Origin of the sequence: Streptomyces bambusae (genome assembly GCF_020532645.1) — a bacterium.
Lineage (GTDB): Bacteria > Actinomycetota > Actinomycetes > Streptomycetales > Streptomycetaceae > Streptomyces > Streptomyces bambusae.
Genome location: NZ_JAJAUZ010000120.1, coordinates 1 through 7,049, shown reverse-complemented (window position 1 = coordinate 7,049; position 7,049 = coordinate 1). Strand labels below are relative to the sequence as shown.

At 75.3% G+C, this 7,049-nt stretch carries 5 protein-coding genes; all 5 read right to left on the bottom strand.

From position 1 onward, the window contains the following. Positions 1-169: 169 nt before the first annotated feature. Entirely contained in the window at positions 170-1,627 is a 1,458-nt protein-coding gene (locus tag LG634_RS37245; protein ID WP_226740953.1) for a CitMHS family transporter, read from the bottom strand. A gap of 130 nt (positions 1,628-1,757) precedes the next feature. Continuing rightward, complete coding sequence (locus LG634_RS37240) at positions 1,758-4,070, bottom strand: molybdopterin oxidoreductase family protein (RefSeq protein ID WP_226740952.1); 2,313 nt, start codon at positions 4,068-4,070, stop codon at positions 1,758-1,760. Positions 4,071-4,209: 139 nt separating this feature from the next. Then, positions 4,210-4,827 (bottom strand): TetR/AcrR family transcriptional regulator, encoded by a 618-nt coding sequence (locus tag LG634_RS37235; RefSeq protein ID WP_226740951.1) that lies wholly within the window; start codon positions 4,825-4,827, stop codon positions 4,210-4,212. Between the two features lie 12 nt (positions 4,828-4,839). After that, entirely contained in the window at positions 4,840-6,135 is a 1,296-nt protein-coding gene (locus tag LG634_RS37230) for a hypothetical protein (RefSeq protein WP_226740949.1), read from the bottom strand. Further along, positions 6,132-7,049: hypothetical protein (locus LG634_RS37225; protein ID WP_308072760.1), on the bottom strand; the 918-nt coding region annotated here is incomplete at its 5' end. The genes LG634_RS37230 and LG634_RS37225, both read right to left, overlap by 4 nt.

Genomic DNA, 7,049 nt, shown 5'->3' with positions numbered 1-7,049 from the left:
CGCCCCGCCCCCCCCCCCCGGGCCCGGGCGCCCCCCCCCCCCGGGGCCCCCCCCCCGGCCCCCGGGGCCCCCCCCCCCCACGGCCGGGGCGCCGCCGCCGCGCCGTGGCGGCTGCGCCCGCGAGGCGGTCCGGGTCCGGCGGGGGCCGCCGGGTTCCCCGGACCGCGGGTCAGATGACGCCGAAGAGGATCCCGGCGCCGAGGACGACGAGCGAGGTCAGAGCGGCCCACTTCACGGTGAACCGGGTGTGGTCGCCGAACTCGACCTTCGCCATGCCGACGAGCACGTAGACGGCCGGAACCAGCGGGCTCGACATGTGCAGCGCCTGCCCGACCAGCGAGGCGCGGGCGATCTCCAGGGAGGACACGCCGTGGGCGGCGCCGGCTTCGGCGAGGACCGGCAGCACGCCGAAGTAGAAGCCGTCGTTCGACATGAAGTACGTCAGCGGCAGGCTGAGCAGGCCCGTGACCAGCGCCATGTGGGGGCCCATGCCCTCCGGGATGGCGCCGACCAGCCAGTCGGCCATGTCCTTGACCATTCCGGTGCCGCTGAGCACGCCCGTGAAGACGGCGGCCGCGAAGACCATGCCGGCGACGTTGAGGACGTTCTCGGAGTGCGCGGCGATCCGGGCCTTCTGGTCGCTCATCTGCGGGAAGTTGACGGTCAGGGCGAGTGCGGCGCCGAGCAGGAACAGCACCGGGATCGGCAGCAGCTCCATAATCATGGCGGTGAGCAGGGTCAGGGTGAGCCCGGCGTTGAACCAGTACAGGCGAGGCCGCAGGGTGGCGCGGTGCGGGTCGAGGCCCTGGAACCCGGTGTCGTCGTCGGGGCCGGCCGGGGCGCCGGCGCCACCACCGGTGCCGGGGGCGGAGCCGACGCCGGTCGGGTCGGCAGCGGAAGCGGAGCCGCCGGCGGTGACGAGCACCCGCTCCTCGGCCTCCGCGGATTCGTCGGCGGCGACGGCGACCGCGCCCGGGAGCGGCTCGGCGTCCGGCTCGCCGGGCAGCGCCAGCATGCCGACCCGCTTGCGCTCGCGCAGCCCGAGGACGTAGGCGAGGACGAACACGAACAGCAGGCCGACGGCCAGGGCCGGGATCATCGGGACGAAGATGTCGGCGGCGTCGAGCTTGAGGGCGGTCGCGGCGCGGGCCGTCGGGCCGCCCCAGGGCAGGGTGTTCATGACGCCGTTGGCGGTGGCGGCCACTCCGGTCATGACGACGAGGCTGAGGCCGAGCCGCTTGTACAGCGGGTACATGGCCGAAACGGTGATCATGAACGTGGTGGATCCGTCGCCGTCGAGGGAGACGATCGCCGCGAGGACCGCCGTGCCGACCACGACCCGCATCGGGTCGGCCTTGCAGAACCGCAGGATGCCGCGGACGATCGGGTCGAACAGGCCGACGTCGATCATCAGGCCGAAGTAGACGATGGCGAACATGAGCATCGCGGCGGTCGGCGCGAGCTTGCCGACGCCCTCGATGACGTAGTCGCCGAGCTGGGCGCCCTGTCCCGCGATGACGCAGAACAGGGCGGGGATCAGTACGAGTGCCGCGATCGGCGACATCTTCTTCATCATGATCAGGACCAGGAAGGTCGCGATCATGGCGAAGCCGAGAATGGTCAGCATGGAAGGAACCTCACGTTCGCCCTTGGATCCGCCCCAGGGGCTCCAGGCCCGGCGGTCCGGATGAACGTAGGGCCCGGCCGGAGGCGTTAACAAGATGTGAACCCGCGAGCAATACGAGCAAAAGCCCAGCTCAGGGCAGGGGTATGAGGGTGACCGGGAAGCCGTTGAGCACCGCGGTCCCGGACAGCGGGTCCAGCCGGCTGCCGTCGAGCAGCTGGTTCACGTTGGCGCCGGGCGCGGCGGCGGCGACCCTCAGCCGAGTGCCCGGCCGGTCGTGGCCCCAGCCGTGCGGCAGGCTGACCACCCCCGTGCGCACGGCGTCGGTGACCTCGACGGGCACGTCGAGGCTGCCGCCGTCCCCGGTGATGCGGGCCGGCTCCCCGTCGGCGAGGCCGAGGCGGGCCGCGTCCTCGGGGTGGACGTGCAGGGTGCAGCGGTTGGAGCCGCCGGTGAGGGCGGGCACGTTGTGCAGCCAGCTGTTGCTGGAGCGCAGGTGGCGCCGGCCGACGAGGACCAGCCCGCGGGGGCGGTCGGCCAGGGCCCGGGCCAGCCTGGGGAGTTCGGCGGCGAGGGGCGCGGGGAGGAGTTCGATCCGGCCGCTGCGGGTGCGGAGCAGGCCGGGCAGGCGGGGGCGCAGCGGGCCGAGGTCGATGCCGTGCGGGTGGGCGAGCAGCCGGTCCAGACTGAGCCCGCCGGGGTCGGGCTCGGCGGGGCCGGGCTCGGCGGGGCCGGGCTCGGCGGGGCCGGGCTCGGCGGGGCCGGGCTCGGCGGAGAAGCCGAACTGGTCCCCGTACGGCCCGAGGCGGAGCATCAGGTCGAGGCGGCGCTCGGGGCCACTGGTGCCGGTGAGGGCGGTGGCGAGCACTTCGGGATCCCGCCCGTGCAGCGGGGAGTGCGGGTCGGCGACGGCCTTGGCGAGGGTCGCGCCGATGGCGAGCCGGTCGACTTCGGCGGGGTCGGCGCCGTGCCCGCCGGTCGCGGCGAGCAGGAGGCGGGCGTGGATCTCGCACTCGTCGAGCAGCCCGTCGCGCAGGGGTACGGCGGGCCGGGTGTAGCGGACCTGGTTGCGGACGGCGAAGGCGTTGAAGGCGAAGTCGTGGTGGGCGCTCTGGGAGGGCGGCGGCGGGGGCAGCACGACGTGGGCGTGGCGCGAGGTCTCGTTGAGGTAGGGGTCGACGCTGACCATGAAGTCCAGGCCCGCCAGGGCAGCGTCGAGCCGCTGTCCGTCGGGGGCGGACAGCACGGGGTTGGCGGCGATCGCGATCACCGCTCGGATCCGCCCCTCCCCCGGGGTCTCGATCTCCTCGGCGAGTGCGGCGGCGGGGAGTTCGCTCTTGGCCTCGGGGTGGCCGCTGACGCGGCTGTGCCAGCGGCCCAGGGCGAAGCCCTTGCCCGGTCCGGCGGGGCGCGGCCGGGGACCGGTGGCGGGCAGCGGGAACATGGCCCCGCCGGGCCGGTCGAGGTTCCCGGTCAGGATGTTGAGGACGTCGACGAGCCAGTTGGCGAGGGTGCCGAACTCGGCGGTGCAGCTGCCGATGCGCCCGTACACGGCCGCGGTGCGGGCCGCGGCCAGCTGCCGGGCCAGGGCGCGGATCTCCTCGGCCGGCAGGTCGCAGGCCGGTGCGACGGCCTGCGGGGTGAACGTACGGAGTGCCGCGGCGAGTTCCCCGATTCCCTCGACGTGTTCTTCGAGGGCTCCGGGTGCGGTGAGTTCCTCCTCGATCAGGACGTGGGCGAGGGCGGCGAGGAGCAGGGCGTCGGTGCCGGGCCGGGGGGCGAGGTGGCGGTCGGCGAGGCGGGCGGTGCGGGTGCGGCGCGGGTCGACGACGACGAGGGTGCCGCCGCGGGCGCGCAGGGCCGCCAGGCGGCCGGGGAAGTCGGGGGCGGTGCACAGGCTGCCGTTGGACTCCATCGGGTTGGCACCGAGGAGCAGCAGGAAGTCGGTGCGGTCGAGGTCGGGCACCGGGATGGCGTTGGCGTCGCCGAACAGCAGCCCGCTGGAGACGTGCTTGGGCATCTGGTCGAGGGTGCTGGCGGTGAACAGGTTGCGGGTGCGCAGGGCCTGGAGCAGCAGCCCGGGGTAGAGGGCGCCGGCCATGGTGTGCACGTTGGGGTTGCCGAGCACCACGCCGACGGCGTCCGGGCCGTACTGCCCGACGAGCGGGGGCAGGGCGGCTGCGATGGCGGCGAAGGCCTCGTCCCAGTCGGCGGGCTCCAGGCGGCCGCCCCGCCGTACGAGCGGGGTGGTGAGGCGGTCGGGGTCGCCGTCGACGGCGCCGAAGGCGGCGCCTTTGGGGCAGATGAAGCCGCGGCTGAACACGTCGTCCCGGTCGCCGCGGGCGCCGGTGACGGTGGTGCCGCGGACGGTGAGGGTGAGCCCGCAGGTGGCTTCGCAGAGCGGGCAGATGCGCAGGGCGGTGCGGCTGGCGGTGGCGTCGGACACGGGTCCTCCACGGGGCGGCGGCGGGCGGGGCGCACGGGCGAGCCGAGCATACCGACCGGTAGGCACGTCGGGGAGGGGCCTGCTCCGATGGCGGTCGGAGGCGGCGGCGGGGGGCCGGGGGCCGTCCCCGGCCGGACCGTCAGTCCAGGTGCCGGGCGAGATAGGCGTGCATCATCGTGCGGGTTTCGCCGACCAGCTCCGGGTCGCCCGACGGGTCGTAGCGGAAGGCAAGTTGGAGCAGGGCGTCGGTGGCTTCGACGGCGACCAGCACGGCCCGGTGCAGGACGTCGTCGGCGGCCCGGTCGAGGTGGCTGCAGAGGAGTTCGGTGAGCCGGGCCGCGACGAGGCGGTTGGCGTCGACGGCCGCGTTCTCGGGCGGTGCGGGCACGCCGAAGTCGACGAGGCCGAAGCCGGGCACGGAGCGCTTCATCGCCAGGTACTCGTCGAGGATGGCGTCCACGGCGGGCCGCCAGTCGTCTGCGGGCAGGCCGGCCAGGCGCTCGGCGATGGCTTCCGCGTACCGGTCGAGGTTGCGGTGCGCGAGAGCGTCGGCCATCGCCCGCTTGTTGGTGAAGAACCGGTAGACGGAGCCGATCGGGACGCCGGCGCGGACGGCGACGGCGCGGGTGCTCAGGTTCTCGTAGCCGGTCTCGTCGAGGCATTCCGCGCAGGCGTCGAGGATCCGGGCGAGCCGTTCGGCGCTGCGCTGCTGGACGGGCGCGCGCCGGAGATGGTTGGGGGTGGGCACGGGGTCCATGATGCCCGCCCCTCAGTTCAGCAGGAGGCTGAGCCCCCCGACCGTGTAAACGATCATCAGGCCGAGCAGGGGCAGCTGTCCTGCGACGGCCCGGGCCGGCGGGAAGAGCCGTACGGAGCGGTCGTGGGCGGCGACCACGCCGAGGACGTGCCCGGTGACGACGGCGGTGACCTGGAGGGCCGCGAGGCCGCCGGGGCCCAGTGGTGGAGCGGGCGGGAGGGCGTTGTCAGTGCCGAGTGCCATCATCACCGTACGTGGTGCTTCGGCCACGAAAAGTGAGAAGTAGTGCGCGACCAGGTAGCCGAGTGCGATCGGCAGCAGGGAGTGTGCGAAGGCGGTGAGGGGGTGGGGGAAGGTGCCGGACACCAGGCGGGTGGCGGCGGCGCAGGCGCAGTACAGGACGGCGACGAGGAAGACGGCGCCGAGGAGTCCGAGGGTGGCCGCGGGGGTGCGGCCCAGGGGGGAGGTCTGGACGGCGTCGATCCAGGTGGGGTGGTCGGAGAAGCCGTCGTAGGCGGTGGAGCCGAGGAGTACGCAGACGGTGGCGACGAGTCCAGGGCGTTCGGGGGTCGCGTCGAGGCCGTGGAAGGGGTTGCGTACGACGAGCCGGCCGTCGGCGCGGCGGCCGAACGGGGAGAGCCGGGCCAGCAGGGTCGAGTACGCCTCGAAGGCGTCGCCCTCGTCGAACCAGCGGTCGCCGTAGCGGGCGGCGAGCGCCAGGTGGACGGCGGCGTAGCCGGTGAGCGCGGCGAGGAGGGAGGTGCGGGAGGCGGGGTCGGGCGAGACGAGTTCGAGCCAGGTGAAGGCGAAGAGTCCGGCGGCGGCCGGCCACAGCCCGAGGCGGGCCGGGACGGGCCGGTCGGGGGTGCGGCGCCGGAGGCGGCAGATCAGGAGGTGCAGGGTGCGCAGCGGGTTGAGGAGGCGCCAGACGGGGCCGAGGAGGAGGGAGGCGGGGACGAGACCGACCCACAGGAGGACGTAGACGGCGCCGGGTGCGGGGTTCCGCTCGGGGTCGTCGGGGCCGAGCAGCAGGCAGAGCAGCACGGCGAGGGCGGCGGCCAGGCCGAGGAGGCGCAGCGTGCGGCGCACGGCGGGTGCGTCGGCGCAGCGCGCCGCGGCGGCGGGCAGCGGGTGCCCGGAGCGGTCGCCGCGGAAGCGGGAGGCGGACCAGAGGAGACCGAGCGCGAGGAAGGAGACGAAGAGCGCGGCGAAGGCGCCGGCGAACGCGTAGAAGGGCGAGATGGGCAGGTCGTGCTGGGACCCGACCCCGTGGGCGAGTGCGGCGAGGCGGGGCACCGGGGCGGTCACCGGACCACGAGTTGGGTGAGGACCAGGTCCGAGTCGTGGGTCTCGACCTCGAACAGCCCGGTGCGGTCCAGGGTGAGGACGAGGGTGGCCGGCCGTCCTGCGGGGAGGGCCAGTTCCTTGTCGTAGCCGTGGACGTGCAGGGTGTCGGCCCGGTCGCTGGTGACGCGGAGGGCGATCCGGCTGCCGCGGGCGAGCGCGATGCGGCCGGGGGGCGGGCTGACGCGGCCGGAGCGGACGGTGACCGTGACCGTCCGGTCGGCGTCGCCGGGTCCGCCGGCCGGCGGCGCGGCGGGCGTCGGGGCGGTGCCGGTGCCTGCCGTCCCGGCGCCGCCGTCCGTCCCGCTGGTCCCGCCGCCCGTCCCGTGGCCGTGCCCGCCGCCGTTTGCGGAGCCGGTGCCCGCCGGACCGGTGCCCGCGTCGGCGGTGAGGCGGGCGGTGGCCTCGACGGGGCGGCCGGCCACCGACCAGGCGGTGTGGTCGTCGGCGTACAGGCGGACGGTCAGGGTGTGCGTGCCCGGGGGGACCTGCGCGGCCGGCAGGTGGAACCACGGGCCGTACAGCCGGGCCAGTTTGCGGCCGTCGAGGGCGAGGTGGGCGTGGCCCGCGCCGGGCAGGGCGGCGCCGCCCGTGCTGTCCGGGGTGAAGCGGAAGTCCCGGACGGTGAGCTGGAGGTTCCAGCCGTCCGCGCTGTCGGGGCGGACGGCGAGGGACACCTGTGGCGCGCCCGCGGCCGGGACGTCGCGGAGCCGGTGGCCGGTGCCGTCGTCCCCGGCCAAGGTTCCGGAGGGGCCGGAGGCCTGCTCGTGGGTGGTGCCGGGTTTGTGGTGGGTGGTGGCCCGCCCGCCGCAGCCCGCACCCGCCGCCGCCACGAGCAGCACGGCTCCCAGCAACAGCCCCGTGCGGGCCCGCGGGCG